The organism is Streptomyces sp. NPDC127097 (assembly GCF_042724075.1).
Taxonomy (GTDB): domain Bacteria; phylum Actinomycetota; class Actinomycetes; order Streptomycetales; family Streptomycetaceae; genus Streptomyces.
Genome location: NZ_JBHXFI010000081.1, coordinates 1 through 25,224, shown reverse-complemented (window position 1 = coordinate 25,224; position 25,224 = coordinate 1). Strand labels below are relative to the sequence as shown.

Below are 25,224 nucleotides of genomic sequence, written 5' to 3'. Positions count from 1 at the left end.
CACCCCGTCCGTCCGGGGTGCGGCGCCTCCGCTCTGCTGGGCCGGGCCCGTCGTGCTCAGCCCACCGACGAATACGCCACCACGCCGCGCAGCACCCCGTCCACGGCCTTACGGGCCGTACGGGCGACCGTGCCGCCGGGCGGGGCCGCGGCCGCGATCTGGCCGAGGACATCGATCAGCTGCTTGCACCAGCGGACGAAGTCACCGGCCGGCATCTCGGCCTCGCGGAGCACCTCGTCGAGGCCGAAGCCGGAGGCCCAGCGGTAGGCGGCCCAGGCGAAGCCCAGGTCGGGCTCCCGCTGGCCGACGCCCTCCGCCTGGTTGATCTTGTGGTCCTCCTCCAGGGCGTCCAGCCGGCCCCAGATGCGGACCATCTCGCCCAGTGCGTCCCTGGCCTTGCCGGCCGGCAGCTTGGGTGCCACCGCGTCATCCGCCTGCCGCGCCTCGTACACCAGCGCCGAGGCACAGGCCGCCAGCTCCGCGGGGCCCAGCCCCTCCCAGACACCCTCCCGCAGACACTCGCTCGCCAGCAGATCCAGCTCGCCGTAGAGCCGGGCGAGCCGGCGGCCCTCGTCGGTGACGGTGTCGCCTTCGAGGTAGTCCAGCTCCGTCAGCAGGGCGCAGATCCGGTCGAAGGTACGGGCGATGGTGTTCGTCCGGCCCTCGATCCGGCGCTCCAACTGGCGGGTGTCGCGGAGCAGTCGGTGATAGCGCTCCGCCCAGCGGGCGTGGTCCTCCCGCTCGGCACAGCCATGGCAGGGGTGCGCCCGGATCTCCGTACGCAGCCGGGCGATCTCACGGTCGTCGGCCGCCTCCGAACGGGGCTTACGGTGCCGCGAGGGGACCATGTGGCCGGCCTTCGTCCGCAGCGCGGAGGCCAGATCACGGCGCGACTGCGGGCTGCGGGCATTGAACGACCTGGGGATCCGCATCCGGTCCAGCGCCTTGACCGGCACCGGGAAGTCGATCGAGGCCAGCCGCTTGACCTGCCGCTCGGCGGTCAGCACCAGCGGCCGCGGGCCGTCCTGCGCATCGAAGCCGCGGTGGCCGTTCGTCCGCCCCGAGGGCATCCCGGGGTCGAGGACCAGCGCCAGGCCCGCGTACTTGCCGGTCGGCACATGGATGACATCGCCGGGCTTCAGCTTCTCCAGCGCCGCCGCGGCCGCCACCCGCCGCTGTGCCGCGCCCTGCTTGGCCAGCTCCGTCTCCCGGTCCTTCAACTGCCGCCGCAGCCGGGAGTATTCCTCGAAATCACCGAGGTGGCAGGTCATCGAACCGCGGTAACCCTCCAGCCCCTCCTCGTTCTTCTGCACCTGCCGCGAGATCCCGACCACCGACTTGTCGGCCTGGAACTGCGCGAAGGACATCTCCAGCAGCTCACGTGAACGGTGCCTGCCGAACTGCGAGACGAGGTTGACCGCCATGTTGTACGACGGCTTGAACGAGGACCGCAGCGGATAGGTACGCGTCCCGGCGAGCCCGGCCAGCGCGCCCGGGTCCATCCCCCGCTGCCAGAGCACCACCGCGTGGCCCTCGATGTCGATCCCGCGGCGCCCGGCCCGGCCGGTCAGCTGGGTGTACTCGCCGGGGGTGATGTCGGCGTGCTGCTCACCGTTCCACTTCACCAGCTTTTCCATCACCACGGAACGCGCGGGCATGTTGATGCCCAGCGCCAGTGTCTCGGTGGCGAAGACGGCCTTGACCAGGCCCTTCACGAACAGCTCCTCGACGACCTCCTTGAAGGTCGGCAGCATTCCGGCGTGGTGCGCGGCGATGCCCCGCTCCAGGCCCTCCAACCACTCGAAGTAGCCCAGCACATGAAGGTCGTCATCCGGAATCCCGGCCGTCCGCGCCTCCACTATGCGACGGACCTGCTCGCGGCCCTCCTGGTCGTTGAGCCGCAGCCCCGAAGCCAGGCACTGCTGAACGGCCGCCTCGCAGCCGGCCCGGCTGAAGATGAAGGTGATCGCGGGGAGCAGGCCCTCGTTGTCGAGACGGTCGATGACCTCGGGCCGGCTCGGCGTCCAGATACGGGCGCGCTGCCGCCGCTCCCGCTCCCGGTCCGCCTCGCGCATATTGCGGCCCCGGCGCTTGTCCCGCCCGAACGTCGGCCGGCTGTTCTCCATCCGCGCCAGCCGCTCCAGATCAGGATTGACCTCACGGCGCCCGCCGCGCTGCCCGTCCCGCTCCTCGAACAGGTCGTATATCCGGCGCCCCGCGAGGACGTGCTGCCACAGCGGCACCGGCCGGTGCTCGGAGACGATCACGGCGGTGTCGCCACGCACCGTGTCCAGCCAGTCGCCGAATTCCTCCGCGTTGGAGACCGTCGCCGACAGTGACACCAGCGTCACCGACTCGGGAAGATGAATGATCACTTCTTCCCAGACGGCGCCACGGAAGCGGTCGGAGAGGTAGTGCACCTCGTCCATGACCACATAGCCGAGGCCGACCAGCGACTGCGACCCGGAATAGAGCATGTTCCGCAGCACCTCGGTGGTCATCACGACCACCGGAGCCTCGGAGTTGACGCTGTTGTCGCCGGTCAGCAGACCGACCTTCTCGGCACCGTAACGTCTGACCAGATCCTGGTACTTCTGGTTGGAGAGCGCCTTGATGGGCGTGGTGTAGAAGCATTTGCGGCCCTGCTCCAGGGCCAGATGGACGGCGAATTCGCCGACGATCGTCTTGCCGGATCCAGTAGGAGCCGCGACCAGCACGCCCTGGCCGGCCTCCAGCGCCTGACACGCCTCGATCTGGAACGGATCCAGCCCGAAGTCGTACATTTCACGGAAAGGGGCGAGTGCGGTGGCCTGCTCGGCCGCCCAGAGCTTGGCGGCGGCATAGCGCTCAGCAGGGGACATGTCCTCGGTCATCGTGCTTACGAGCCTACCGGCCACCTCTGACAACGACCCGATCTTTATCCCACGCGCTTTTGCCGGTGGCTGTTCGCCGTTCGCCCACGGCGGGTGGGTGGCGGGTCGGAGGGGACGCCCGGTACCCCGTCCTCGGCGCGGGCGACGCGGGTCCCAGAAGTTGGGAGCCCCGGCGTCCGCTCCAGTCCTGCGGGCGGGGCACCGGACATCCCCTCCGACCACCGTCCGTACGCGACTGACCCGCCATACCCATCACCGTTACGGCAAGGCAGCAGCACCCCTTGGCAAGCACCTGGCCGAGCCATCACCTGGCAGCTTGGGCGCGGGCCGAGCGGGTCTGTGACGGACGGTGCCACCGACCGGCAGACGGCAACGCTGGACGGTCGGAGGGGATGTACCGGGGCCCGCCCGCAGGACCGGAGCAAACACCGGGGCAATCAAACACACGCACCCGCGTCGCCCGCGCCGAGGACGGGCCCCGGTGCGTCCCCTCCGACCCCCGCGGCACCCACAAACCCCGCAACGGCACCAGCCACAACACAGCCGCACCAAACAACGCACAGCGGCCACCCCACAGGGGCGCGGGGAACGGCGCGCCCAGCCACAACGCACCCGCAGACAAACAAAGGGACCCCGCAAAAATCGCGGGGCCCCTCGGCGCAATCAGCGAAGCGTCACGTGAAGTCGTCGTACCCGCCACGGCGCCCCGCACCGTCCCCGCCCACCTCACCACTCGCCTGCTCCGGCAGCATCCCCCGGGAGGCAACCGGCTCGATCTCCCCGACCTCGCCGGGCGTCAGATCGAGCTCCGAGGCTTCGTCGTCGCTCAGCCCCGCGTCCGGGTTGCCGAGCTTGCGGCGACGGTCGTTGAAGAGGCAGATGCCGACGGCACCGAAGTACAGCACCACGATCGGCGTGGCCAGCAGCCCCATGGTCAGCGGATCACCGGTCGGCGTGGCGAGGGCCGCGAACACCGTGATACCCAGCACCATGAACCGCCACCAGCTCAGGATCCGGCGGCCGGTGAGCACCCCGCCGAAGTTGAGCAGCACCAGGAGCAGCGGCAGCTCGAAGGCCAGGCCGAAGACCAGAACCATGCGCGTGACGATGTCGAAGAACTCGTCAGCGGGGAAGAAGTTGGCCCAGTCGCTGGGGGTCAGGCCGACCAGCGCGCCCGCGGTGGTCGGCAGGACCGCGTAGGCGAGGTACGCGCCGCCCAGGAAGAGCGGGGCGCCGGCACCGACGAAGCCGAGGGCGTACTTCTTCTCGTGCCGGTGGAGACCCGGCGCGAGGAAGGCCCAGAGCTGGTAGAGCCACACCGGGGTGGCGACGACGACACCGGTGGTGAGGGACACCTTGAGCATGATCGTGAACGGTGCGAGCAGACCGTTCGCCACGACCTGGGCACAGGGGTGGGTGCGCGGGCCGGACGTCTGCTTGGGGCAGCCGACCGATTCGATGACCGGGCCCGTGACGAAGTGGGCGATCGCGTCGTACTGCCACATGGCGATGACGGTGATCACCATGATCGCCAGCACCGACTTCAGCAGCCGGTTACGCAGCTCACGCAGATGCGCCGCGAGCGGCATCCGCCCCTCGGGGTCCTTCTCCTGCTTGCGGGCAGACTTGAGCAACCCACTTCCTCGTCTCGTACATCAGCCGCCGCCGACCGGGCCGGGGCGACTGGATCGGTTCGGTCAGCTCTGGTTGGTGCGGTTCGGCTCGGCCACGGGGCGCGAGCTGCTCACATCACCGGGAGCCGCCTGAATCGTACGAGGGGCCTGCTGCGCAGCATCAGCGGGAGCCTCGGAGGAGGTGCCGGCCGCGGCGCCACCGTCCGCGTCGCCGTCCTTCTTCATCGCCTTGGCCTCGCTCTTGAGGATGCGAGCGGACTTCCCGAGCGAACGCGCCATGTCCGGCAGCTTCTTCGCACCGAACAGCAGCACAATGACGACGAGGATCAGAATGATCTCGGGGGCCCTCAAGTTGCTCAACATCTGCGACTACCTTCTCGCCGGGGCGGCGTCTGCTGTGGTGCCTGCCGAATGGGGTCGGACTGGCGTCCTGGTGCTGGCTCGCTCGATCGTAACGTTCGGTGGTGAACACCGGGCAATGCCCGGGCATCTTCCGAATTGCCTCGACCGCCGCGCGCCGTGAACCGCAGAGGGAAGCCTACCCCTCTGCCCTCCGGCCGAGCAGGGCGCGCATCCGGACGGCGACGTCTCAGTCCCGGCCGGCCTCGTGCATCCGGGAGGCGAGCGGCACCGCCGCCCGCTCCAGGTCGGCACTGGCCCGCTGGATCCGCTCCGAGGTGGCCCCGACCTGGCGGGCCAGCCGTCGCACTTCGACGAAGACGCGGACGGCGAGGACGCCGAGCACGGCGATCCCAGCGAAGCCGAGGGCGATTGCGATCATGGGCCAGAGCATGGGACGAGCCTAACGGTCAGCCCGTGTGCAGCCGCAGCGTGCGGACGCCGCCGCCGGTGAGCAGCTCGATGATCCGCTCGCCGGCCGGCTTGCGCACCGCGCGACGGCAGTCGGGGCAGGTGAACGAGTAGAAGGTGGTGCGGCTGCTGGCGCCGATCGCCAGCCGGAACGCGTCCGAGGCCAGTTCGAAGCGGCCCCGGCAGTCCGGGCAGGCTGCCTTGTAGAGCACCGGAGCGGGCCGGCCCGGCACGGTGGTGATCGCCATCGTCATCCTTCGCTGCCTCGTCCGTCACCCCGCACCGCGCGGCGCGCCCGGCCCGCCGCGCTCACTCGCCGTACGCGGCGAGGGCCTGCTCGGCGGCCTGCCGCGCGCTGTCGGCGAGGGCCTGCGGCGCCACGATCCGGCCGTCCCGGCCCAGCCGCAGGGCCAGCCGCCGCAGCGAGGCCGGGTCGGGGGTGCGCAGGGTGATGCGCAGCCCGCCGTCGGGCAGCTCCTCGGCGCTGTCGTGCGGGTAGTACTCGGCGACCCAGCGGCCGCCGGGCCCGACCTCGATGGAGACCTCGGGGTCCTCGGCCGCGGGCTGCACCAGGCCCTCCGACAGATCACGCAGCTCGACCGGGGGCGGGTCGGCGGGGGCGTCCAGCAGCTTGATCTCGGCGACCCGGTCGAGCCGGAAGGTACGCCGGGCCTCCGAGAGCCGGCACCAGGCTTCCATGTAGGTGTGGCCGACGGCGAAGAGCCGGATCGGGTCCACCTCGCGCTCGGTCAGCTCGTCGCGGGCCGGGGAGTAGTAGCGCAGCCACAGCCGCCGCCGCTCGGCGATGGCGCGGTCCACGTCGGCGAACACCCCGCCCTCGGATTCGAAGGTCACCGAGAGCCGGGAGCTGGCGCCGGCCGCCTCACCGGCCGCCGCCTCCAGCTTGGCGGTGGCCCGCAGCAGTGCCTGCCGGTCGCCCTCGCGCAGTCCGGGCAGGGTGGCCACCGCGCGGGCGGCGACCAGCAGCGCGGTCGCCTCGTCGGCGGCCAGCCGCAGCGGCTCGGCGACATCGTCGGGGTTGTGCCACCAGATGCGGTCACCGTCGGTGTCGATGTCCAGGAGGTCGCCGCCGCGGAAGCTGGTGCCGCACATCGGCAGGACGTCGAGGTCGGCGATCAGCTCGTCCTCGGTGATGCCGAAGGCGCGGGCGACGTCCCCGACGCGGGCGCCGGGGCGCTCACGCAGGTAGGTCACCAGGGACAGCATCCGGCGGGTCTGGTCGATGGCGTTCGTCGCCATGGGTCTCGTATCCCTCTCAGCCCTTGGCCACGGCACGCAGCCGGTCGATGACATCGGCGCGCAGTTCCGCGGGTTCCAGGACGACCACGTCGGGGCCGAACTCCACGAGCCAGGCGTCGAGTCCGTGCCCGTTGGGGATCTCCAGCTCGTCCCAGCCGTCGCCCAGCTCGCGGACGGTGAGCGCACGGGCGCGCAGCGGGTACCCGTGCTCGGCGCGCAGCTTGATCCTGGCGGTGCCGGTGGCGGTCTCGCCGGCCCAGCTCTCGACGGTCTCGCGGACGGTGACGTGATCGGGCACCGGCGCGGTGAACGCCCCTTGCCGGGAACGGACCTTGCCGGTGATCCGGGAGAGCCGGAAGACCCGCTCGGCCTGGCGCTCACGGTCCCAGCCGGCGACGTACCAATGGCCCCGCCAGCATTCGAGGATCCAGGGTTCGACCTGCCGCTGCTCGGGGTGGGCGGCATTCGACTTGCGGTAGTCGAAGACGACCGGGCGGCGGTCGCGGCAGGCCAGCATCAGCGGCTCGAAGGCGGCCTCATGGGCGGGGATGCGGGGTTCCAGCGCGCTGTGCGGCTGCCCGGCGTCGTAGTCGGCACCGTCCCCGGCCAGCGGCATTCCGGCGGCGCGCAGCTTCTGGAGCGCGCCGCTGGCGGCGCCCGCCAGCCGGGCCTGCTGCCAGATCTTGGCGGCGAGCCCCAGGGCCGCGGCCTCCTCGGCGTCCAGGGTGATCGGCGGCAGACGGTTGCTGTCGCGGCGGGCGAGGTAGCCGACGTCGCCCTCGATGCCCTCGACGGTCTCGATGACCAGGCCCAGCTCGCGCAGATCGTCCTTGTCCCGCTCGAACATGCGGTTGAACGAGTCGTCGCTGCTCGCCTCGATATAAGCCTCGATGGACGACCGCAGTTCACGCTTGGTCAGCGGGCGTCGCGTCCCCAGCAGGCACAGCGCCAGATTCATCAGCCGCTCGGCCTTGGCAATGGCCATCGACGCCCTTTCTCGTGTGAACTTCTGATCGTTGACCGTACCGCTCGCGGTGGTCAGGGCAAAGCCGGACGAGGAAGCCCCCGCTCCCGCCGTCCGCCCGGCGGGCGGAGCCGGCGGCGTCCGGCGCATGTGCCAGAGGCCGTCGGCCGGCAGGGAGTGGGGGCTTACTCGACCGGGGCCCGTGCCGTCATGGCACGGGCCCCGGTCACGTCAGCGGCGGTCGCGTACGGCGACCGGCACCTGGTCTCAGACGGAGACCAGGTCGCAGACGAAGATCAGCGTCTCGCCGGGGGCGATCCGGCCGCCGCCGGCGCCACGGTCGCCGTACGCGAGGTGCGCGGGGATGGTCAGCCGGCGGCGGCCGCCGACCTTCATGCCCTGCACGCCCTGGTCCCAGCCGGCGATGACCTGGCCGGCGCCCAGCTGGAACTGGAGCGGCTTGCCGCGGTTCCAGCTGGCGTCGAACTCCTCGCCGGTGCTGAAGGACACGCCGACGTAGTGGACGGAGACGGTGTCCCCGGCCTTGGCGACCGGCCCGTCGCCTTCCGTCAGGTCCACGATCTCGAGCTCGGTGGGAGCCGGGCCCTCAGGAAAGTCGATCTCGGGCTTGTCGATGCTCACGGATGTGCTCCTACTTACGAATCTTTACGATTACGGCGCCAGTCTGGCAGATCAGCGTCAGTTCACGCTGAGGACGTCCACCGAGAACACCACATCGGAACCGATGGACTTCTGCTGGTCAGGGCTCAGCTTGCTCTTCGGCACCACGACCAGCACCCGGCTGCCGGCCTTCTGGCCCTTGAGCCCTTCCTTCCAGCCCGGCAGCTGCGCGACCGGCACATCCTGCGCCCCGGGCTGCCCCGGCGCCCAGGTGTCGGCGACCACCTTGCCGTCCTTCCAGGTGACCGCCGTGTAGTGGGCCCGCACGGTGCTCTTCGCATCGACCGTCGCGCCCTTGCCCTTGATGATCGTCGCGCTCTCGACGTCCTTCGGCGCGTCCTGGCCCTTGGGGAGGGTGATCTTCGGCGCCTTGCCGTCGATGTTGGTCCCGACCTTGGGGAGATCGCTGTTGTCCTGCGCGACCGGCTTGCCGTCGATCTTGCTCGGCATGATCTTCTTGAGGTCGACGACGAAGACCAGCGTGGAGTTGGCCGGAATGTTCTGCTGGGCCTGCGCGCCGTAACCCTTGTCCGGCGGGATGACCAACTCGACACGGCTGCCGAGCTTCTGGCCCACCAGGCCCTCGTCCCAGCCCTTGATGACCTTGCCGCTGCCGATCTCGAAGGTGGCCGGCGCGCCGCGGTCCCAGCTGTTGTCGAAAGCCTTGCCGTCCCAGGTCTGGCCGAGGTAGTTGGCGTTGAGGGCCTCGCCCTTCTTCACCGCCGGCCCGTCGCCCTTTTTGAGGACCTTGACCTGAAGCTTCTTGGGCGGGGTGCCCTGGCCCTTCTCGACCTTGGGCTTGGCATCCGCCTGCCCACTCACCTTCGGCGCTGAGCCGCCCTCGGATGAGTCGTCATTGCCGCAGGCCGCTGCGGAAACGAGGAGCAGGGGCACGGCGATCAGGGCTGCGATTCGGCGTCGGCGCACGTATATCCCTCAAAACGGGCTGCGATCAATGAATGGACGGAGCCACTCTAGCCACGCAAAGCGAAAGTGGCGGGGCCGTGTCACACGGACCCCGCCACTCTCCCATCCGGTCGGCACTCTCACCGGCACCACACGCTCGGAACACCGTCACTCGACCGGGTCGGATCCCCACCCTGAGTTACGCAGGGAATCCGCCCCCGATACCGGCAGCGGCATACGTCCCGCGGCTGGTCACATTCCTGCGATCAGCTTCTCCACCCGGTCGTCCACGGAGCGGAACGGGTCCTTGCACAGCACCGTGCGCTGCGCCTGGTCATTGAGCTTGAGGTGCACCCAGTCGACCGTGAAATCGCGGCGCTGCTCCTGCGCCCGGCGGATGAAATCACCGCGCAGCCTGGCACGGGTGGTCTGCGGCGGCACCGACTTGCCCTCGAAGATCTTCAAGTCATTGCAGATCCGCGCCGCTTGACCCTTCCGCTCCAGGAGGTAATAGAGCCCCCGGCGGCGGTGGATGTCGTGATACGCGAGGTCTATCTGCGCCACTCGTGGGTGGGACATGGTGATGTTGTTCTTTGTCCGGTACCGCTCGATGAGCTGATGTTTCATCACCCAGTCGATCTCGGTCGAGACCCGGTCGAGCTCCTCGTCCCGGATCGCTTCGAGCGTACGGCCCCACAGTTCCAGGACCCGCTCGACGAGGCCGGTACGGATTCCGCGGCGGTCGCAGAAATCCACGGCCTTTTCGTAGTACTCCTGCTGGACCTCGAGCGCGGAGGCTTCGCGCCCGCTGGCCAGCCGCACCTTGCGCTGACCGGTGATGTCATGGCTGACCTCACGGATGGCCCGGATCGGGTTCTCCAGCGTCAGATCGCGCATGACCGTGCCCGCCTCGATCATGCGCAGCACGAGGTCGGTGGCACCGACCTTCAGCATCATGGTCGTCTCGGACATGTTGGAGTCACCGACGATGACATGGAGCCGGCGATAGCGCTCGGCGTCCGCATGCGGTTCATCGCGGGTGTTGATGATCGGGCGGGAGCGGGTGGTCGCCGAGGAGACGCCCTCCCAGATGTGCTCCGCGCGCTGGCTGACGCAGTAGACGGCGCCGCGCGGAGTCTGTAGCACCTTGCCCGCGCCGCACAGCAGCTGACGGGTGACGAGAAACGGAATGAGGATGTCCGCGAGCCGGGAGAACTCGCCATGGCGGGCGACGAGATAATTCTCGTGGCAGCCGTAGGAGTTTCCCGCCGAATCGGTGTTGTTCTTGAAGAGATAGACGTCGCCCGCGATTCCCTCCTCATGCAGGCGGCGCTCGGCGTCGACGAGCAGGCCCTCGAGAATGCGCTCGCCGGCCTTGTCGTGGGTGACCAGCTCGGTCACGTTGTCGCACTCGGGAGTTGCGTATTCCGGGTGCGAACCCACGTCCAAGTACAGGCGGGCGCCGTTCCGCAGGAAGACGTTGCTGCTGCGGCCCCATGACACGACACGGCGGAAGAGGTACCGCGCCACTTCGTCAGGCGACAGTCGGCGCTGTCCCCTGAACGTGCACGTGACGCCGTACTCGTTCTCCAGCCCGAAAATGCGGCGGTCCATGACTGAACATTACGCCTGATGGCCTGCTCTGAAACCGGGTTCGACAGCCCCGTTTCGATCATTTTCCGTCGTGGGACCACCCGGGGTACGCCGCACGGGATCCCCGAGAAATCGCTTCGTCGACAAAAGGACGAGCATCGCGGCGACCCCGCCGGCCCCCGCCACCGCGAAGCCCGCGACCGCGCCGCCGCTCTCCACCGCCGGGCCCACCACCGCGGACCCCACCGCCGCTCCGACGCCGAACGTCGTCACCAGCCAGGAAAACGCCTCCGTCACCGTGCCCTTGGGCGCGTGCCGGTCCACCACGACGAACGCGCAGGCCAGCGCCGGCGCCAGGAACACACCGGCGACACCGGTCAGCACCGTCATCCCGACCACGTCCGGCGCCAGCACCAGCGGCACATAGCCCGCCGCCAGCAGACAGACCAGCAGCCGCAGCCGGCTCTCCGGCCGCCCCGGCCACTCCCGGGCGCCGTAGACGAGACCGCCGGCCAGCGCGCCGACACCGAGCGCGGACAGCAGCGCGCTGGAGACCATGCCGCCGCCGTGCTCATCGGCGTACGCCACCGCCGCGACCGCGATCGCCCCCATGGCCACACCCACGAAGAGGAACGCCCCGATCAGCACCAGCATCCCGGCCGAGCGCAGCGCCCCCAGCCAGTGCGCCTCACGGGGCCCGCTGCGCCACTCCCGGGACGGCCTGGACACGACGACGGAGAGCGCGCCGAGCACCCCGATCAGATTGATCACCAGCAGCGCGGTCGCCTCCGACCAGGCCGCGACGCACAGCGTCACCAGCAACGGTCCCACCGCGAACATGACTTCCTGGGCCACCGCGTCCAGGGCGTAGGCGGCGTGCACCCGGTCCGCGCGCTTGAGGACCCCGGGCCACAGCGCCCGCAGACCACCCTCCAGGGGCGGGGTGAAGAAACCGGCGATCACCATGGCGGCGTAGGCGAGCCACAGCACATCCAGGCCGACGGCCGCCAGCAGCGCCATGCCGAGCGCGGAGAGCACCGCGGCGGGCAGCATCACCCGCGGCTGCCCGTAGAGGTCCACGGCCCGGCCGAGCAGCGGCTGCCCGACGGCGTTGCAGACGCCGTAGACCGCGGAGAGCGCACCGGCCAGGGCGTAGCTGCCGCCCTCGGCGCGCACGAAGAGGACCACGGCCAGCGCCGCGGTGGCGTTCGGCAGCCTGCCGACCAGCGTCCCCGCGAGGAGCCGGGCCGCATGCCGGGTCCTGAGCAGCTCCGCGTATCCCGCGGCCATCCGGGCCCCTCTCCTGTCCGGCCGGACCGGACGTGTTACGTATAACCTTCGCCGTTATACGTACCATGACGACAACCCGCGGTCCACCCGCGGTGGCCGAAACACGAGGAGCAGGACACCCGGTGAGCAGCAACGAGGCCGCACCGTCCCCCGGTGCGCACACCGGCTCCACCGGAGCGGACGGAGCAGGCGGCGCCACGCGCCCCGGCGGCCCGGCCGCCGCCCGCGTCACCAGCCGGGACGTGGCCCGCGCCGCCGGGGTCTCGCAGGCCGCCGTCTCGCTCGTCCTGGGCGACAAATGGCGCGGCCGGGTCTCCCCCGGCAAGGCGGAAGCCGTCCGCGCCGCCGCCCGCGAGCTGGGCTACCGGCCCAACCTCGCCGCCCGCAGCCTGCGGATGGGCCGCACCCGTACGGTGCTGCTGGTCGTCCCCGCCCTGACCACCGAGTTCTTCGCCCGCGTCTACACCGGCGCGGCCCGGGTCGCCGCCGAGCACGGCTTCGGCGTCGTCCTCTACCCCTCCCCCGAGGGCATCGGCCCGGCCCGCGACCCCTTCGACTCCGCCGCGGCCACCCTGGACGGGGTGATCGCCTCCTCCATGGCCGCCGAGGCGCTCACCGCGCTCCGGGACGCGGATCTGCCGCTGGTCATGCTGGACAGCGACCCCGGCGACGACCGGGCCGGCGCCACCGTCAACCTCGATATCGCCGATGGCGTACGGCAGTTGACCGGCCATCTGAGCGCCCTCGGCCACCGCCGCATCACCCACCTCGCGGCCGATATCCGGTCCTGGACCTTCGAGGTGCGCGCCCGCGCCGTCGCCGAGAGCCTCCAGGGCGTCCCCGGCGCTCTGCTGCGCCGTCAGCGGGCCGCCCTCGGCGTGGACGCCGGGCTGCACGCCGCGCACGCCGCCCTCACCGGCCCCGGCCCCCGCCCCACGGCGCTGCTCTGCGACGACGACATCATCGCCGCGGGCGCCTGCAAGGCCGTCCGCCGCCTGGGCCTGCGCGTCCCCGAGGACGTCTCCGTCACCGGCTTCGACGACCTGGCCCTGGCGGTCGCCGTCGAACCGGAGCTGACGACCGTACGGCTGCCGGCCGAGGAGTTCGGCGAGGCCGGGATGCGGGCCCTGATGACGGTGCTCGACGGACGCCCGGCGGACGCCCCCACGCTGCCCGTGGAACTGGTTGCCCGCGGCTCCACCGCCCCGCCCCGGGACGCCTCCTGACATGCCACGGCCCCGGCGGGCAGTGACCCACCGGGGCGCGTGCACCGGGCCTCGAAAGCGGTACCTCGTCAGAGCAGCGGGCCGGACTCCCCCTCGGAGTCGTCCTTGCCCTTGGCGCCCTTGCCGCCGGTTCCTTCGTCGGACGCCCCGGCCTCGCCGGCACCGGCGTCCGCGTCCGCCGTCGGCTCCTTGGCGCCCTTGGCGGCATGCTCGTCCAGGAGCCGCGACAGCTGCCGCCCCAGGATCCGCTTGAACTTGCGCTTCTGCGGTCGCGTGCGGTCCAGGGTGGCGACCTCGAGCTGCTCGGCGGTCAGGGTGCGCTCACCGCCGTTGGTGTCCCGCGACAGCGACTCCACCGCCAGCTTCAGCGCCTCGGCCAGCGTCATGCCGTCGCGGTGCCGCTGGTCGAGGTAGCTGCTGATCTGGTCGGCGTTGCCACCGACGGCCACCGACCCGTGCTCGTCCACGATCGAGCCGTCGTGCGGCAGCCGGTAGATCTGGTCCTCTTCGGGCGCGCTGCCGACCTCGGCCACGATCAGCTCGACCTCGTAGGGCTTCTCGGCGGCGCTGGAGAAGATCGTGCCGAGCGTCTGGGCGTAGACGTTCGCCAGGCCGCGCGCGGTCACGTCCTCCCGGTCGTAGGTGTAACCCCGCAGATCGGCATAGCGCACACCGCCGATCCGCAGATTCTCGAACTCGTTGTATTTGCCGACGGCCGCGAAGGCGATCCGGTCATAGATCTCGCTGACCTTGTGCAGGGCGCGGGAGGGATTCTCGGCGACGAAGACCACGCCGTCGGTGTATTGCAGCACCACGACACTGCGGCCGCGCGCGATGCCCTTGCGGGCGTATTCGGCGCGATCGGCCATGGCCTGCTGGGGTGAGACATAGAACGGCGTCGACACCGGCTATCCGTCCCTTCCTGTCAAGAGCTCTCTCAGTGGCTGGGGGCACACCCAGCGGGAGCTGGGGGAGCATTGCGGAACATCCGTCCCGTCAGAGCAGCGCGGCGCGCGGACCGTCGGGCTGCTCCAGGCGGCGCTCATGAATGGCACGGGCGAACTCCGCGACCTCGGTTTCGGTCAGCTTCTTGAAGCCGTCCTCGGTGATCACCGTGACGATCGGGTAGATCCGCCGTGCCATGTCCGGTCCGCCGGTCGCCGAATCGTCGTCCGCGGCGTCATAGAGCGCCTGGACGACGGCGGTGACCGCCTGATCCTCCGTGAAGTCCTCCTGGAAGAGCTTCTTCAGGGCGCTGCGCGCGAAGACCGAGCCGGAACCCGTCGCCGCGAAACCCTGCTCTTCCGAGCGCCCGCCGGTGACGTCGTACGAGAAGATGCGGCCCTTCTCGCGGTCCAGGTCATAGCCGGCGAACAACGGCACCACGGCCAGGCCCTGCATGGCCATCCCGAGATTGCTGCGAATCATCGTCGACAGACGATTCGCCTTGCCCTCCAGGGAGAGTTGGGCACCCTCGACCTTCTCGAAGTGCTCCAGCTCCAGCTGGAAGAGCTTGACCATTTCCACCGCGAGACCTGCCGTGCCCGCGATGCCGACCGCCGAATACTCGTCGGCCGGGAAAACCTTCTCGATGTCACGCTGCGCGATGACATTACCCATGGTCGCCCGCCGGTCACCGGCGAGCACCACGCCCCCGGGGAACGCCGCGGCGACGATCGTCGTGCCGTGCGGCGCCTCGATGGCACCCTGTACCGGCGGCAACGGGCGATTGCCCGGCAGCAGATCGGGCGAGTGCGCGCCGAGGAAATCCATGAACGACGAGGATCCAGGCGTCAGGAAGGCAGCTGGTAGACGCCCGGTGCTTCGAGTATTGGCTTCCACACGTTTCCTTCCGGATATGCGATGGCCCTGCGCATGGCGACGGGGTCATCCCTCAACTTGCCGAGTGCCGAGTTGCAGTTGATGCACCGTACGCCTCGGACCTTACCCGTATCGGGGGTGTGATCCACATGCCCGGGGCCCGGCTCGGGACGGATCGGGCGGAGACCGGCCGCTCCTTGATCATCGCGCCCGCCCGGCGGCACCCGCGCCTGCCGGGACCGGCGGACCGGCTTTCGGTGTACGGCATCGCCGCCACGGGGGCGGGCACGTGCCGTGGTGCGTTCCCGGGGGTACGAGGTGCCGGAGTCCCGGCGGCCGGCGCAGCTGCCCGGATGCCGCCCGAAGGCTGCGCGCGGTCTCTTCCTTCCGCACCGCGCGCAACGCTTCGGCCCCCCTGCATCGAACGTGTCCGGTCCGCTCTACTCCCCGCCCTTCTGAACAAAGGACCTCACGAAATCTTCTGCGTTCTCTTCGAGCACGTCATCGATTTCGTCCAGGACGGAATCCACGTCGTCCGACAACTTTTCCTGGCGTTCCTTGAGGTCTTCCGAAGCCTCCGCGTCCTGCGTCTGCTCCTCGACCTCTTCGGTGGAACGCGTGGCCTTGGCCTGTCCGCCGCCGCTGTCCTTGGTCGCCATGTCCCTCACCCCGCTCGGTTCGCCCCGCTCGATGTGACCTTCAAGATCCGACCCTACAAGCAGGGTCCGACATCGGCCCTGCACTTGCTGCAACGCCCGGGAGTCACCTCGATGATTCCCGCCCCGCGACGATTTCAGCCGTGGATCGGCCGCTGATCGCCACAAAATTTGTCGTGCACCTGCCGCGGCTCAGCGACCGGAGAGCGTCCTGACCAGCTCCTCTGCGGTACGGCAGCGGTCAAGGAGCTCCTTGACGTGCTTACGGGTCCCCCGCAGCGGCTCCAGTGTGGGAACCCGTTGCAGGGAGTCACGACCAGGCAGATCGAAAATGACCGAATCCCAGGAGGCCGCCGCGACATCGTCCGCGTACTGCTCCAGGCAGCGCCCCCGGAAGTACGCCCTGGTGTCCTCTGGGGGCTTCTGCTCCGCCCGGGTGACGTCCGACTCGTCCAGGAGCCGCTTCATCTTGCCGCGGGCCGCCAGACGGTTGTACAGGCCCTTGTCGGGGCGCACGTCGGCGTACTGGAGGTCGATGAGGTGCAGCCGCGCCGCGTCCCAGTCCAGGCCGTCCCGGCGCCGGTAGCCCTCCATGAGCTCACGCTTGGCGACCCAGTCCAGCTCGCCGGACAGGCTCATCGGATCGTTCTCCAGCCGGCCGAGCACGTCCTCCCACCTGGTCAGGACGTCCTTGGTCTGATCGTCCGCATCCGCTCCGTAACGGTCCTCGACGTATTTGCGGGCCAGCTCGAAGTACTCCATCTGGAGCTGTACGGCGGTGAGCGTGCGGCCGCTGCGGAGCGTGATCAGATGTTGCAGGGTGGGGTCGTGGGAGACCTGGTGGAGGGTGCGGACGGGCTGGTCGACGGCCAGATCGACGGCGATGAACCCGTCCTCGATCATGGAGAGCACCAGCGAGGTGGTGCCCAGCTTCAGGTAGGTCGAGATCTCGGAGAGGTTGGCGTCGCCGATGATCACGTGGAGCCGGCGGTACTTCTCCGCGTCCGCGTGCGGTTCGTCGCGGGTGTTGATGATCGGCCGCTTGAGCGTCGTCTCCAGGCCGACCTCCACCTCGAAGTAGTCGGCGCGCTGGCTGAGCTGGAAGCCGTGCTCATGGCCGTCCTGGCCGATACCGACCCGGCCGGCGCCGGTGACCACCTGACGGGCGACGAAGAACGGCGTCAGATGCCGCACGATGTCCGAGAACGGGGTCTCCCGCTTCATCAGGTAGTTCTCGTGCGTGCCGTAGGAGGCGCCCTTGTTGTCGGTGTTGTTCTTGTAGAGGTGGATGGGCTGGGCGCCGGGGACCTGGGCGGCCCGCTCGGCGGCCTCGGCCATGATCCGCTCGCCGGCCTTGTCCCACAGGACGGCGTCGTGCGGATTGGTGACCTCGGGGGCGCTGTATTCGGGGTGGGCGTGGTCGACGTAGAGCCTGGCGCCATTCGTGAGGATCACATTGGCCAGGCCGATGTCCTCGTCCGTGAGCTGGCTGGCGTCGGCGTTTTCCCGTGCGAGGTCGAAGCCGCGGGCGTCCCGCAGCGGGTTCTCCTCCTCGAAATCCCAGCGGGCACGGCGTGCCCGGTGCATCGCGGCCGCGTAGGCGTTGACGACCTGGGACGAGGTGAGCATGGCATTGGCGTTCGGGTGGCCGGGGACGGAGATCCCGTACTCCGTCTCGATTCCCATTACTCGCCGTACAGTCATGCGGCCCTCCTAGCCCGGCGGCGCCCCCGGATGGGGTCGGCGCTCAAGTACCGCTGTGCTTCCGGTCCGTGTGCGTGCCCCACGCCCGCACAGCGTGACGCAGCGGTACCGAAGAGCCTAGAACGCCTTAGCGGCGCTGGGGAGATCATTACAGTCATTGCTCCAGTCCGGTTTTCCCTGGTTCACCGCGCCCTTACGGGGAGCGGTTCTGGCGCCCCCGGAAAAGCGTCCGGCTGCGGACGCCCCGTGCAGGACATCCGCAGCCGGAGAGCGGTGTTACAGGTATTGGCCGGTATTCGCCACCGTATCGATGGAGCGACCGGTGTCGGCGCCCTGCTTTCCGGTGACCAGCGTACGGATGTATACGATCCGCTCGCCCTTCTTGCCGGAGATCCGGGCCCAGTCGTCCGGATTGGTGGTGTTGGGCAGGTCCTCGTTCTCCTTGAACTCATCCACGCATGCCTGGAGGAGGTGGGAAACCCGAAGCCCCTTCTGATTGTGTTCGAGGAAAGCCTTGATGGCCATCTTCTTCGCACGTCCTACGATGTTTTCGATCATCGCACCGGAGTTGAAGTCCTTGAAGTAAAGGACTTCCTTGTCACCATTGGCGTAGGTGACCTCCAGGAAGCGATTTTCCTCGGATTCCGCATACATCTGCTCGACGACCGACTGGATCATTCCGCTCACTGCGGCCTTCCGCGAGTCGCCGTGTTCGGCGAGATCGTCGGAGTGCAGCGGCAGCCGCTCCGTGAGGTACTTCGAGAAGATGTCCTTGGCGGCCTCCGCGTCCGGGCGCTCGATCTTGATCTTCACGTCGAGACGGCCGGGGCGCAGGATCGCCGGGTCGATCATGTCCTCGCGGTTCGAGGCGCCGATCACGATCACGTTTTCGAGGCCCTCGACACCGTCGATCTCGGAGAGCAGCTGCGGGACGATGGTGTTCTCCACGTCCGAGCTGACGCCGGAGCCCCGGGTGCGGAAGAGGGAGTCCATCTCGTCGAAGAAGACGATGACGGGGGTGCCCTCGCTCGCCTTTTCCCTGGCGCGCTGGAAGACCAGCCGGATGTGCCGCTCCGTCTCGCCGACGTACTTGTTGAGCAGCTCGGGGCCCTTGATGTTGAGGAAGAAGCTCTTCCCCGCGGGCTGCCCGGTCACCTCGGCGACCTTCTTGGCAAGGGAGTTGGCGACCGCCTTGGCGATGAGAGTCTTGCCACAGCCGGGCGGGCCGTAGAGCAAGACGCCCTTGGGCGGGCGGAGTTCGTGCTCCTTGAAGAGATCGGGGTAGAGGTACGGAAGCTCGACCGCGTCCCGGATCAGTTCGATCTGGCCGCCCAGACCGCCGATCTTGGTGTAGTCGATGTCCGGGACCTCTTCGAGGACGAGTTCCTCGACCTCGCTCTTCGGGATGACCTCGTAGACGTAGCCGGAGCGGGGCTCGAGGAGCAGGGCGTCGCCGGGGCGGATGGTGATGTCCAGCAGCGGCTCGGCGAGCCTCACCACCCGTTCCTCGTCGGTGTGCCCGATCACCAGGGCGCGCTCGCCGTCCTCAAGGATCTCCTTGAGGGTGACGATGTCGCCGGCGCTCTCGAACTCCATGGCCTCGACCACGTTGAGTGCTTCATTGAGCATGACCTCTTGGCCGCGCCTGAGGTCCTCGGTCTCCACGCTGGGGCTGACATTCACCCGGAGCTTTCTGCCGCCGGTGAAAATGTCGACCGTGCCGTCATCGTTCGTCTGAAGGAAGACCCCGAAGCCGGCCGGCGGCTGCGCGAGCCGGTCGACTTCCTCCTTCAGGGCGACGATCTGGTCGCGGGCCTCGCGGAGAGTATTGGCGAGACGCTCGTTCTGCGCCGAGACGCCGGCCAGGTTGGTCTGCAGCTCGACGATCCGCTCTTCGAGAATCCTCGTGTGACGCGGAGAGTCGGCGAGCTTGCGTCGCAGGACGGCGATCTCCTGCTCAAGATAGGCAACCTGGCCGGCGGGATCTTCAGACCCCCGCCCCGGCCGGATGCCGCGGTTGATGTCGTCGTCGTGGGCTGCCACGGTCCTCACCTCCTCCAAGGAGCTGGACGCTTCCTGACCCTACCTGGGCCGGTGCAGGTTGAAACCCCTAGATCGAAAAGACTGTCGGGGCGTGTCCGATCTTCACCCTTGCGCACGTCCTCACGCCAAGGGAATACCCACCCAACAACATCGGAAAGCGAGCGGTTGTATCGTCGACTTGGTCAACACCCGTCAGGGCTGGCGCCACTTAGACAAAAACGGTTCACGTACGCAGGAACGGCAGGCGAGATGACCGCGCAGGACGAAGCCCCAGAGCTGGAAGTATGGATCGACCAGGATCTGTGCACCGGGGACGGCATCTGTGCGCAGTACGCGCCGGAGGTCTTCGAGCTCGACATCGATGGTCTGGCCTACGTCAAGAGCACCGATGACGAGCTGCTCCAGGACAAGGGGGCCACAACGCCCGTCCCGCTGAAGCTGCTCGATGACGTGCGGGATTCCGCGAAGGAGTGCCCCGGGGACTGCATCCACGTCCGCCGCGTCAAGGACCTGGTCGAGGTCTACGGCCCGGACGCGGAGTAGCCCCGCCGCAGCGGAACGCTCCCGGCGCGCACACCGTGTGACCGGTCAGACGCGCCGGGTGCTCACGGCGGCGGGGAGTTCGCTCTGGACGAACTTCCCGCCCTTCCATTGCCACTTGAGGCTCTTGCGCACGTCCGGGCAGCAGCGCGGGACGTCGTGCGTGGAGTAGCCCAGGACCGCCGCGGAGATCGCGCCATCCTTGACGGCGAGGGTTTGGACGCTGCGCTGCTGCGCGGGCGCGAGGAGTGTCGCCACGACCCGCGGGGCGGCCCGGCGCCCGTCCGGCTGCGCGAGGACGTAGACGCCGCTGGGCGGGGAGCCCGTCCCGCTGTGGCAGCGGACCACCGCGACGGTCTCGGTCGTGCCGTCGCCGTCGAGGTCCCCGGATGCCTTTTTCACCACGTCGAGGCGGTTGGGGCCGCAGTCGACCGGAAAGGTCACCCGGCTCGGGTCGGGGGCGGCGGCGGGGTGCCGGCCGGTGGCGGCCGGGGAGGTCGTGGCCGTGGCGTCGGGGGGCTGGACGAAGGACGCGGCCGCGACGACCGCCGAGATGGCGGTGGCGGTGGCGAGCCAGTGCATGGGGCGCGGCTGGGTGTGCAAGAGGTCCTGGCCTGCCATGGGCTGCACGCGGGCTAACTCCTGTGAAGTGCTGTAGCGGTGGGAGTGCCCAGCATCGTTCCACAGGAGGGGGCGGCAAGGAACCAGCAGGGCCGGAGTTTTCCGTGCAGATCCGGGGTGGAAACACAGCGGCGCCGCCGGCGGATTCCCGTGCGGGAACTCGTCGGCGGCGCCTGGTGGTTCGGTGGCCGGTTCTGGACGGTCAGCCGCGGTCGGCGGAGCCGCCGCCGGATGCCGCCGCCGCGTCCTTGCCGGGGCCCGTGTAGTCCTCGCCGTACGCGCCCTTGGCGGGGCGGCGGCGGCGCAGCGGGGGCTCGACGCCGTCGGCGAGACGGCGGGCGGTCAGCAGGAAGCCGGTGTGGCCGATCATGCGGTGGTCCGGGCGGACGGCGAGGCCCTCGACGTGCCAGGTGCGGACCATGGTTTCCCAGGCCGACGGCTCGTTGAAGGTGCCGTGCTCGCGGATCGCCTCGACGGTGCGGGCCATCTGCGTCGTCGTCGCGACGTAGGCGCAGAGGATGCCGCCGGGGACCAGGGCCTTGGAGACGGCCTCCAGGCACTCCCAGGGGGCGAGCATGTCGAGGATGACGCGGTCGACGTCGGTGTCGGAGAGGTTGTCCTGGAGGTCACCGACGGTGAGCGTCCATGCGGGGTGCGGACCGCCGAAGTAGCGCTCCACATTCTGCGTGGCGATCTCGGCGAAGTCGGCGCGGCGCTCGTAGGAGTGCAGCATGCCGTCGTCGCCGATGGCGCGCAGCAGGAAGCTGCTGAGCGAGCCGGAGCCCACACCTGCCTCGACGACGCGGGCGCCGGGGAAGATGTCGGCCATCGCCAGGATCTGCCCCGCGTCCTTGGGGTAGACCACGGCGGCACCGCGGGGCATGGACAGGACGTAGTCGGGGAGCAGCGGGCGCAGCGCGAGGTAGGCGACGTTCCCGGTGGTACGGACAACGCTGCCCTCGGGAGCACCGATCAGCTCGTCGTGGGGGAAGGCTCCCTTGTGGGTGTGGAAGCTTTTTCCCTCTTCGAGCGTGAAGGTGTAGTGGCGTCCCTTGGGGTCGGTGAGCTGGACCTGGTCCCCGACCTTGAAGGGCCCGCGACGGCGGGCGGCACCGGTCGGTTCGGACATGTGACCAGCCTACCGGCCCGTCGGGGCCGCGCCGACCAGTGGGCGGGCGGTGCAGGAACGAGCCCTGTCACGCCGCCTTCCGGGCCATGGCCGAGACGAAGGCCCGCTCGACGTCGCCGGTGGACAGCACGCCGTAGATCTCACCGGTCTCCTCGACGACGAGGTATTCGGTGGCGGGGGTGGCCCGCAGATACTCCAGGAGGTCCTCGCCGGCGAGTTCGGCGGAGACCCGCATACCGTCCTTGAGGTCCTGGGAGAGGGTGCCCACGGGGACCCAGGGACGGCGGTGGTCGGGGACACCGACGATGGCGGCCTCGCGGACGAGGGCGGTGGGCGTGCCCTGGCGGTCGACGACGACCAGGGCGCGGGCGCCGGCGTCGTTGGCGCGGCGCAGCGCCTCGGAGAGCGGGGTGTCGGTCTCGACGGGGACGGCGCGCCGGGTCAGCGTGCGCGCGGTGAGGTCGGGGAGGCGTTCGCGCAGCCGGGCCATCCGCAGGCTGTTGCCGGCGCCGGTCCAGATGATGGCGGCGAGGATCGCGGCGAGCAGCGCGTCGGTGAGCGAGTCGGCGCCGCCGATCTCGGGGCGGGCGGTGCCGAGGGCGCCGGTGTGGGTGAGCAGCGGCAGTCCGATGAGGACGGTGACGGCGAGTGCGCGGCCGACCCAGGCGGCGGCGATGGTGCCGCTCATGGGCCGGCCGGTGAGCTTCCAGACCAGGGCGCGCAGCATCCGGCCGCCGTCCAGCGGGAGGCCGGGCAGCAGGTTGAAGACCGCGACGATGAGGTTGGAGATCATCAGGCCCGCGAGCAGGACCCCGGGGACGGTGCCGGGCTCGACCAGCTGCATGCCGGCGTAGAAGACCCCGGCGAGGACGAGGGAGAGCAGCGGGCCGACGAAGGCGAGGACGAACTCCCTGCCGGGGGTCTCGGTCTCCTTCTCGATCTCCGAGACGCCGCCGAAGAACTGGAGCTGGATGCGGCGTACGGGGAGCTTGAAGCGGATCGCGGCGACGGTGTGGGCCAGCTCGTGGACGAGCACCGAGGCGTAGAAGGCGACGGCGAAGAAGAGCGAGACCAGATAGCGGGCGGCGCCGAGCTCGGGCAGCACGCGCTCCAGCTGGCCGCCGAAGACCCAGGTGATCAGGGCGGCGACGAGGAACCAGCTGGGCGCCACGTAGACGGGCACGCCGAAGGGACGGCCCATCAGAATGCCGCCGCCGCTCTTCTTCTTCCCCGGGCCCGGGGTGGGTCCCTTCGGTGCGTTGTTGCGCTCGGGCGGCTCGGGCGGCTGGGGCCGCACGGACTCCTCGGGGTCCTGCGACTTCCCGCTCTCGTCCACGGCGTCCCCTCATTGACTACGGCATTCGCCCCTGCTCGGCCTGATATCTCGATCATGCAGGGCGAAGGGGTCCGCCGTCGATGGTATGCGGAGCGGCCCGGCCCGGTCGGCCGCGGGGGCCAGGGGGGTGTCTCTTCGGTCTGCGTGGATCAGCCTGCGGTGTCTGGTGCCGTGCATCGCAAGGCGGAGCGTCTCCCTCTGACTGGGTGTCCGTGGGTGATGCGACAACGCCGCGAGGTGCGGTGCCAGACGCCGCAGGCCCACGGAGACCGGAGAGACACCCCCTTGCGCGGTAACCCGTCCGCGCCTGTCAGTGGCGGGCCGTAGGGTTTTGTGGCATGGGATGGAGCACGGAGCAGGGCGGGGCGGACACGCGGAGTGGGCGGAGCGGCGGCGAGCCGGGCGCGGCGGAGGCCGGGGCGGGGACCGGCGACGGGGAGCGGGCGCGGCCGCCGGTGGCGCTGTCGCCGTCGCGGGCGAGCGATTTCATGCAGTGCCCGCTGCTGTACCGCTTCCGGGTGATCGACCGGCTGCCGGAGAAGCCGAGCGCGGCGGCGACCCGGGGCACGGTCGTGCACGCGGTGCTGGAGCGGCTCTTCGACGCCCCCGCGGCGGAGCGTACGGCGGCCGGGGCGCGGGCGATGGTGCCGGGCGAGTGGGAGAAGCTGCTCGCCAAGCGGCCGGAGCTGGCCGAGCTGTTCGCGGACGATGCGGAGGGCGAGCGGCTGGCGGGGTGGCTGGCGGAGGCCGAGGCGCTGGTGGAGCGGTGGTTCTCGCTGGAGGATCCGACGCGTCTGGAGCCGGCGGACCGTGAGCTGTATGTGGAGACGGTGCTGGAGTCGGGGCTTCAGCTGCGGGGCTTCATCGACCGGGTGGATGTCGCGCCGACCGGCGAGGTGCGGATCGTCGACTACAAGACCGGCAAGGCGCCGCGGCCGCAGTTCGCCGAGGGCGCGCTGTTCCAGATGAAGTTCTACGCCCTGGTGGTGTGGCGGCTGCGCGGTGTGGTGCCGCGGCGGCTTCAGCTGGTCTATCTGGGCAGCGGCGATGTGGTGACGTACGACCCGGTGGAGGCCGATCTGCGGGGCGTGGAGCGGAAGTTGCTGGCGCTGTGGGAGGCGATCCAGCTGGCGACGGTGAGCGGCGACTGGCGGCCGCGGCCGACGAAGCTGTGCGGCTGGTGCGACCACCAGGCGCACTGTCCGGAATTCGGCGGCACTCCCCCGGTGTATCCGCTCCGGGTGCGCCCGGCGGAGGGCGGTGTGCCGCCGCAGGGCAGAATGGGGGAGATCTAACGAAGGAGAGCTCGTGGCCATCCGCGTCCTGCTGGTCGACGACCAGCCCCTGCTGCGTACGGGATTCCGGATGATTCTGGAGGCGGAGCAGGATCTGGCGGTCGTCGGGGAGGCCGGGGACGGCCTCCAGGCACTGGAGCAGGTGCGGGCGCTTCAGCCCGATGTGGTGCTGATGGACATCCGGATGCCCCGGATGGACGGGGTCGAGGCGACCCGGCAGATCACCGGCCCGGCGAACGACGGCCCGGCGAAGGTGCTGGTGCTGACGACCTTCGATCTGGACGAGTACGTCGTCGAGGCGCTGCGGGCGGGGGCGAGCGGCTTTCTGCTCAAGGACGCGCCGGCCAATGAGCTGGTGCAGGCGATCCGGGTGGTGGCGGCGGGCGAGGCGATGCTCGCCCCGAGCATCACCCGCCGGCTGCTGGACAAGTACGCGGGACATCTGCCGTCGGGCGAGGAGCCGGTGCCGGACACCCTGCACACCCTCACCGAGCGCGAGGTGGAGGTGCTGAAGCTGGTGGCCCGCGGGTTGTCGAACGCGGAGATCGCCGCGGATCTGTTCGTGAGCGAGACGACCGTCAAGACGCATGTGGGCCATGTGCTGACGAAGCTGGGGCTGCGCGACCGGGTGCAGGCGGCGGTGTACGCGTACGAGAGCGGCCTGGTGCGTCCCGGCGCGCAGTAGGGCGGCGGGGCCTGACGGCCCGGCAGACGGACGACGGCGGGGCCGGCCCGGGGAGGTTTCCCGGGCCGGCCCCCCCGGGGTGTGGGGGCGTCCCGTGAGGCGTGGGGCGGCGTGGTGTTATACCACTAGCGGGAGAAGGTCGACGGGTGCCGGGTCC

General features: G+C 69.9%; 24 protein-coding genes. 4 read left to right on the top strand and 20 right to left on the bottom strand.

Going from position 1 to position 25,224, the window contains the following annotated elements; genetic code table 11:
- Positions 1-56 precede the first annotated feature (56 nt).
- The 11 genes from ACFWJW_RS35120 to ACFWJW_RS35070 all read right to left on the bottom strand — a co-directional run bounded on the left by ACFWJW_RS35120 (position 57) and on the right by ACFWJW_RS35070 (position 12,011).
- The gene (locus ACFWJW_RS35120; RefSeq protein ID WP_387248858.1) at positions 57-2,873 is read right to left on the bottom strand and encodes a DEAD/DEAH box helicase; all 2,817 of its coding nucleotides are present in this window, start codon (positions 2,871-2,873) and stop codon (positions 57-59) included.
- Positions 2,874-3,547: 674 nt separating this feature from the next.
- Positions 3,548-4,507, bottom strand: a complete 960-nt coding sequence (tatC, locus tag ACFWJW_RS35115; protein ID WP_387248856.1) for a twin-arginine translocase subunit TatC — start codon at positions 4,505-4,507, stop codon at positions 3,548-3,550.
- A 63-nt stretch (positions 4,508-4,570) separates the two neighbouring features.
- Complete coding sequence (gene tatA, locus ACFWJW_RS35110) at positions 4,571-4,870, bottom strand: Sec-independent protein translocase subunit TatA (RefSeq protein WP_387248854.1); 300 nt, start codon at positions 4,868-4,870, stop codon at positions 4,571-4,573.
- Positions 4,871-5,096: 226 nt separating this feature from the next.
- Entirely contained in the window at positions 5,097-5,300 is a 204-nt protein-coding gene (locus tag ACFWJW_RS35105) for a hypothetical protein (RefSeq protein ID WP_387248852.1), read from the bottom strand.
- A gap of 16 nt (positions 5,301-5,316) precedes the next feature.
- The gene (locus ACFWJW_RS35100; RefSeq protein ID WP_387248850.1) at positions 5,317-5,571 is read right to left on the bottom strand and encodes a hypothetical protein; all 255 of its coding nucleotides are present in this window, start codon (positions 5,569-5,571) and stop codon (positions 5,317-5,319) included.
- 55 nt (positions 5,572-5,626) lie between these two features.
- Positions 5,627-6,577 (bottom strand): YafY family protein, encoded by a 951-nt coding sequence (locus ACFWJW_RS35095; RefSeq protein WP_190841238.1) that lies wholly within the window; start codon positions 6,575-6,577, stop codon positions 5,627-5,629.
- 16 nt (positions 6,578-6,593) lie between these two features.
- Positions 6,594-7,562 carry a helix-turn-helix transcriptional regulator gene (locus ACFWJW_RS35090; protein WP_387248848.1) on the bottom strand — a complete coding sequence of 323 codons (969 nt, stop codon included), beginning with the start codon at positions 7,560-7,562 and terminating at the stop codon, positions 6,594-6,596.
- Positions 7,563-7,808: 246 nt separating this feature from the next.
- The gene (locus tag ACFWJW_RS35085; RefSeq protein WP_018087767.1) at positions 7,809-8,183 is read right to left on the bottom strand and encodes an FKBP-type peptidyl-prolyl cis-trans isomerase; all 375 of its coding nucleotides are present in this window, start codon (positions 8,181-8,183) and stop codon (positions 7,809-7,811) included.
- Between the two features lie 57 nt (positions 8,184-8,240).
- Complete coding sequence (locus tag ACFWJW_RS35080; protein WP_387248845.1) at positions 8,241-9,149, bottom strand: FKBP-type peptidyl-prolyl cis-trans isomerase; 909 nt, start codon at positions 9,147-9,149, stop codon at positions 8,241-8,243.
- Between the two features lie 231 nt (positions 9,150-9,380).
- Positions 9,381-10,742 carry a Pup--protein ligase gene (pafA, locus tag ACFWJW_RS35075; RefSeq protein WP_085927767.1) on the bottom strand — a complete coding sequence of 454 codons (1,362 nt, stop codon included), beginning with the start codon at positions 10,740-10,742 and terminating at the stop codon, positions 9,381-9,383.
- A gap of 9 nt (positions 10,743-10,751) precedes the next feature.
- The gene (locus ACFWJW_RS35070) at positions 10,752-12,011 is read right to left on the bottom strand and encodes an MFS transporter (protein WP_387248843.1); all 1,260 of its coding nucleotides are present in this window, start codon (positions 12,009-12,011) and stop codon (positions 10,752-10,754) included.
- A gap of 122 nt (positions 12,012-12,133) precedes the next feature.
- On the opposite strand from ACFWJW_RS35070, the gene ACFWJW_RS35065 reads away from it, so the two are divergent.
- Complete coding sequence (locus tag ACFWJW_RS35065) at positions 12,134-13,237, top strand: LacI family DNA-binding transcriptional regulator (protein ID WP_387248841.1); 1,104 nt, start codon at positions 12,134-12,136, stop codon at positions 13,235-13,237.
- A gap of 68 nt (positions 13,238-13,305) precedes the next feature.
- Here ACFWJW_RS35065 and prcA read toward each other — a convergent pair whose 3' ends face one another.
- The 6 genes from prcA to arc form a co-directional block, all read right to left on the bottom strand.
- Positions 13,306-14,142: a proteasome subunit alpha gene (prcA, locus tag ACFWJW_RS35060; protein WP_387248840.1), complete on the bottom strand. Its 837-nt coding sequence runs from the start codon at positions 14,140-14,142 to the stop codon at positions 13,306-13,308.
- A gap of 91 nt (positions 14,143-14,233) precedes the next feature.
- A complete protein-coding gene (gene prcB / locus ACFWJW_RS35055; protein WP_387248838.1) occupies positions 14,234-15,079 on the bottom strand; it encodes a proteasome subunit beta in 846 nt (281 codons plus the stop codon).
- On the bottom strand, positions 15,031-15,207 hold the full coding sequence (locus ACFWJW_RS35050) for an endonuclease domain-containing protein (protein ID WP_235467351.1): 177 nt from the start codon (positions 15,205-15,207) through the stop codon (positions 15,031-15,033). Before ACFWJW_RS35050 ends, prcB begins: the two co-directional genes overlap by 49 nt.
- Before the next feature lie 291 nt (positions 15,208-15,498).
- A complete protein-coding gene (locus tag ACFWJW_RS35045; RefSeq protein WP_042157149.1) occupies positions 15,499-15,717 on the bottom strand; it encodes a ubiquitin-like protein Pup in 219 nt (72 codons plus the stop codon).
- 189 nt (positions 15,718-15,906) lie between these two features.
- Positions 15,907-17,418, bottom strand: coding sequence for a depupylase/deamidase Dop (gene dop, locus ACFWJW_RS35040; protein WP_387248835.1), 1,512 nt, complete (start codon positions 17,416-17,418; stop codon positions 15,907-15,909).
- A gap of 276 nt (positions 17,419-17,694) precedes the next feature.
- Entirely contained in the window at positions 17,695-19,461 is a 1,767-nt protein-coding gene (arc, locus tag ACFWJW_RS35035; RefSeq protein ID WP_042157154.1) for a proteasome ATPase, read from the bottom strand.
- 249 nt (positions 19,462-19,710) lie between these two features.
- On the opposite strand from arc, the gene ACFWJW_RS35030 reads away from it, so the two are divergent.
- Positions 19,711-20,004: a ferredoxin gene (locus ACFWJW_RS35030; RefSeq protein WP_042157156.1), complete on the top strand. Its 294-nt coding sequence runs from the start codon at positions 19,711-19,713 to the stop codon at positions 20,002-20,004.
- 45 nt (positions 20,005-20,049) lie between these two features.
- Here the strand turns inward: ACFWJW_RS35030 and ACFWJW_RS35025 are convergent, their stop codons facing one another.
- The 3 genes from ACFWJW_RS35025 to ACFWJW_RS35015 form a co-directional block, all read right to left on the bottom strand.
- A complete protein-coding gene (locus ACFWJW_RS35025) occupies positions 20,050-20,622 on the bottom strand; it encodes a hypothetical protein (RefSeq protein WP_387248860.1) in 573 nt (190 codons plus the stop codon).
- Between the two features lie 202 nt (positions 20,623-20,824).
- Positions 20,825-21,751 (bottom strand): tRNA (adenine-N1)-methyltransferase, encoded by a 927-nt coding sequence (locus tag ACFWJW_RS35020; RefSeq protein ID WP_387248832.1) that lies wholly within the window; start codon positions 21,749-21,751, stop codon positions 20,825-20,827.
- Between the two features lie 67 nt (positions 21,752-21,818).
- Complete coding sequence (locus ACFWJW_RS35015) at positions 21,819-23,087, bottom strand: site-2 protease family protein (RefSeq protein WP_387248830.1); 1,269 nt, start codon at positions 23,085-23,087, stop codon at positions 21,819-21,821.
- 338 nt (positions 23,088-23,425) lie between these two features.
- Between ACFWJW_RS35015 and ACFWJW_RS35010 the strand changes: the two genes are divergently transcribed.
- On the top strand, positions 23,426-24,382 hold the full coding sequence (locus tag ACFWJW_RS35010; protein ID WP_387248828.1) for a RecB family exonuclease: 957 nt from the start codon (positions 23,426-23,428) through the stop codon (positions 24,380-24,382).
- 13 nt (positions 24,383-24,395) lie between these two features.
- Entirely contained in the window at positions 24,396-25,067 is a 672-nt protein-coding gene (locus tag ACFWJW_RS35005; RefSeq protein WP_387248826.1) for a response regulator, read from the top strand.
- Positions 25,068-25,224 lie beyond the last annotated feature (157 nt).

Coding starts and splice junctions, on each gene's coding strand:
- ACFWJW_RS35120 (WP_387248858.1), bottom strand. CDS start 2,873: ATGACCGAGGACATGTCCCCTGCTGAGCGCTATGCCGCCGCCAAGCTC.
- tatA (WP_387248854.1), bottom strand. CDS start 4,870: ATGTTGAGCAACTTGAGGGCCCCCGAGATCATTCTGATCCTCGTCGTC.
- ACFWJW_RS35105 (WP_387248852.1), bottom strand. CDS start 5,300: ATGCTCTGGCCCATGATCGCAATCGCCCTCGGCTTCGCTGGGATCGCC.
- ACFWJW_RS35100 (WP_387248850.1), bottom strand. CDS start 5,571: ATGACGATGGCGATCACCACCGTGCCGGGCCGGCCCGCTCCGGTGCTC.
- ACFWJW_RS35095 (WP_190841238.1), bottom strand. CDS start 6,577: ATGGCGACGAACGCCATCGACCAGACCCGCCGGATGCTGTCCCTGGTG.
- ACFWJW_RS35090 (WP_387248848.1), bottom strand. CDS start 7,562: ATGGCCATTGCCAAGGCCGAGCGGCTGATGAATCTGGCGCTGTGCCTG.
- pafA (WP_085927767.1), bottom strand. CDS start 10,742: ATGGACCGCCGCATTTTCGGGCTGGAGAACGAGTACGGCGTCACGTGC.
- ACFWJW_RS35070 (WP_387248843.1), bottom strand. CDS start 12,011: ATGGCCGCGGGATACGCGGAGCTGCTCAGGACCCGGCATGCGGCCCGG.
- ACFWJW_RS35045 (WP_042157149.1), bottom strand. CDS start 15,717: ATGGCGACCAAGGACAGCGGCGGCGGACAGGCCAAGGCCACGCGTTCC.
- dop (WP_387248835.1), bottom strand. CDS start 17,418: ATGACTGTACGGCGAGTAATGGGAATCGAGACGGAGTACGGGATCTCC.
- ACFWJW_RS35030 (WP_042157156.1), top strand. CDS start 19,711: ATGACCGCGCAGGACGAAGCCCCAGAGCTGGAAGTATGGATCGACCAG.
- ACFWJW_RS35025 (WP_387248860.1), bottom strand. CDS start 20,622: ATGGCAGGCCAGGACCTCTTGCACACCCAGCCGCGCCCCATGCACTGG.
- ACFWJW_RS35020 (WP_387248832.1), bottom strand. CDS start 21,751: ATGTCCGAACCGACCGGTGCCGCCCGCCGTCGCGGGCCCTTCAAGGTC.
- ACFWJW_RS35010 (WP_387248828.1), top strand. CDS start 23,426: ATGGGATGGAGCACGGAGCAGGGCGGGGCGGACACGCGGAGTGGGCGG.